Source organism: Skermanella sp. (genome assembly GCF_059503625.1).
The window spans coordinates 1-2879 of the sequence record NZ_JCACHA010000311.1 but is presented as its reverse complement, the minus strand read 5'-3'; the positions used below and the strand labels follow the sequence as shown (position 1 = coordinate 2879).

Sequence of the window (2879 nt, the reverse complement as noted above, 5' to 3'; positions counted from 1 at the left end):
GACAAGCAGGCGCGTCTATGTCGGCTGCCGCTTCGCTTTAGACCGACCTACGGCAGGAGCGTCTTCATCGGTTGAAATCTTCGGCTCTTGGGATCAGACCAGCGAGAACACGGCGCCGGCCCCGACGAAGGCGAGGCAGATGACGGCCCGCATCAGAAGCCCGGTCTTCAGGTAACTGGTGGATTTGTGAATGCTGGTCACCCGGCCGGCTTTGGGCTGGGAATGGCTTGCGCCGACGTGATCGAGATATTCGCTATAGACTGACATTTGTCCGCTCCACAAAACTTAAGGGGCGGCGCTTCCTTCCCTCGACACCCACAAGGCTGGGCTGAAACCCGGTTCATTGTGCGGTGCAGCATAGTAACATTAGTATCGTTACTAACTCGTAAATTGGAAGCCACACCGGCGCATGGCTCGCATGCGTCCGATGTGCAAAAAGGGGACAGCAGTCAGGCAGCGAACTCCGTTTTGGGGACGCCGAGGATCTTGGCCAACTGCTTCATACGGGCCTGGACCGCCTCGCTGTCCGGGATATCTTCGGCGCCATCCGCCACTTCCAGCCGCACGGCATCCGTCGTGATGCGGAGGCGTGCTGAGTCGAGGATGGCCGGAACGCTGCCCGAGAAGCGGTGGCCAAGCTGAAGGGCACGGCCGAGAATCTGGGCGCGCCGGTGGATGCTCGGCGTTATCAGCGCCAGTTCCTTCTGGATCGCCGGATCGTCCGGCTTGCCGGCATGCCGGGCGTGGAGAGCGGCGCCGATGAAGACGCGTTCCGGATGGGTGAGGCCGATGAACGGGAAGTGGACGATCCGCCGGAAACATTCCTGTGCCTTGACGTCGGCATGGTCGGCCCAGGCTATGTCGGACAGCGCGCAGGTCGCCTCCCTCAGCCGTCTTTCCTCATTCGTCTCGTCCGGGAAAAGCTGGTCGGTCCAGCGTACCAGGGCTGGGGCGAAGCCGGGCACCCGCGCCGTGGGAAGTCCGAATGCCTGGGCGCCTTCGATAAGCGGATCGCAATACTGCTCCTCGGGCGTCAGTTGGGAATACAGCCAGCCCTCCCGCAATCCCAGGGCAGAGAAGACGACCCGCTCCGGCCGAAGGTTCTTGAGCAGCCTGTCCATCACCAGCGCCGCCGCCGCGATCGTGGACGAGCGCCGCGACGAAACGCCGGGCAGATCGGTCAGCTTTTCCGGCGACATCTTCCAGACCGACTTGGCGAAGTCCCGCAACTCCGCCGCATCGACATCGTAGCCGTGGGCCACCTTCAGCGGTGCGTCGATCGCTTCCATATGCGCGCGGGCCAATGCCCGCCAGCCGCCGCCGACGGCATGGAACACCGGCTTGGTGAGCAGCGGCGGCAACTGGTCCTTCATGATCTCGTCGATCCGGCGCTTGGCGCCGTCGCCCAACTCCTGCATCATCGATTCGACCGGCAACGCCCCCAGCGGCAGGCTGACCGAACGTTCGCCGACATGGTCCTCCAGCGCTTCGGCAACCTCCAGGCTGCCGCCGCCCATGTCACCGACAAGTCCCTTGGGCCGGTAGAACCCGGAAATTACGCCAAGCGTCGCATAGTGCGCCTCTTCCGCTCCGCTGAGGATCTGGATATCGCGGCCGCTCCGTTTCTTGATCGCCGTGATAAGGTCTTTGCCGTTGCTGGCACGGCGTACCGCTTCCGTTGCGATGATGTCGAGCCGGCTGACGCCCATCGCCTCCGCGATCGCGCAGAAGCGATGGACCGCCCGCACCGTGCAGGCCATCGGGCCGGACGCCAGTTCCCCGGTTCGATCCAGCCCCGTACCCAGCGCGCACAGCGACTTCTCGTTAAAGCGGGGCAGAGGTGCCCGGCTCAGGTCGTTGTAGACGACCAGACGGACGGAGTTGGAGCCGATATCGATCACGCCGTAGTGGGTGTGGTTTACTGCAAGTACCCGTTCCGGATCGAGCATCGTTCCCTCCGAATTCATGACTGGCCCAAATTCTTGATTACATAGACCACCCATCAACTCGGAAAGCGCGGGTTTGCTCCTTAACCCGGTGTTATTTGCCGCAGCACCACTTTTCCGCGCCGTTGGCCGCGCACCGGGACAGCCCAGTGTCAGACATGGCTCAGGTTCAGGTCGCGCAGCACGGCCACTTCGCTGGCCTGCTCATCCAGCCGCGCCTTGACCGCATCGCCGATGGATACGACGCCGACCAGCTCGCCCGAGGCATCGACGACCGGCACATGGCGGTGACGGCGCAACGTCATCATCTTCATCAGATCCTTGACCGGCTCCGACGGCTGGCAGGTCCTGACCTCCTTCGTCATCATGTCCTCGACCCGCATCGCCAGGGCCGCCGCCAGCCCCCTGTCGGCAATCGCCCTGACGATGTCGCGTTCGGAGAGGATGCCGGACAGCTTGCCCCGGCGGTCGAGCACCACGACGGCGCCGATCCTCTTTTCAGTCAGCAGGCGCGCGGCGCTCTCCAAGCTCTCGGAAGGCGCGATGGAGACGATGGTGTGGCCCTTGTGTTTCAGCAGGTCGGAAACGCTGGTCATGTCTTCCCCCATTGGCGTTGATACCGCGATATGCGGTAACGGCACTCGTTGGTCGGTTCGACTTCTAGAGCAGCAGATTTCAGGTTGTATCAGGCGGTCTTATGCTGGCCGTGCTCGACGCCGGCCATATTCGGGTCCTTGCCCTTGACGCCGCCGGATGCCAGGGTTGGCGACGTGCAACGAATTAACCCATTTGAGAACTTTACCATCGTCATAGGGCCTACGGCAATTGACTTTGTTGCTAAAAAGCTTGCAAGCGCGACCGGATATTCCAGGGCTCGACCGCTCTCGTCAGGCTGCCGCGCCGACTCCGCCGCAACCGGCGGCATGGGGGTTG

At 63.0% G+C, this 2879-nt stretch carries 4 protein-coding genes; all 4 read right to left on the bottom strand.

Going from position 1 to position 2879, the window contains the following annotated elements; all coding sequences use genetic code 11:
- Positions 1 to 93: 93 nt before the first annotated feature.
- Positions 94 to 267, bottom strand: a complete 174-nt coding sequence (locus AC5JJ6_RS07180) for a hypothetical protein (protein ID WP_496041377.1) — start codon at positions 265 to 267, stop codon at positions 94 to 96.
- Between the two features lie 182 nt (positions 268 to 449).
- Positions 450 to 1949 carry a Ppx/GppA phosphatase family protein gene (locus tag AC5JJ6_RS07175; protein ID WP_496041376.1) on the bottom strand — a complete coding sequence of 500 codons (1500 nt, stop codon included), beginning with the start codon at positions 1947 to 1949 and terminating at the stop codon, positions 450 to 452.
- A gap of 149 nt (positions 1950 to 2098) precedes the next feature.
- The gene (locus AC5JJ6_RS07170; protein ID WP_496041375.1) at positions 2099 to 2542 is read right to left on the bottom strand and encodes a CBS domain-containing protein; all 444 of its coding nucleotides are present in this window, start codon (positions 2540 to 2542) and stop codon (positions 2099 to 2101) included.
- An 89-nt stretch (positions 2543 to 2631) separates the two neighbouring features.
- Positions 2632 to 2879: hypothetical protein (locus tag AC5JJ6_RS07165; protein WP_496041374.1), on the bottom strand; the 248-nt coding region annotated here is incomplete at its 5' end.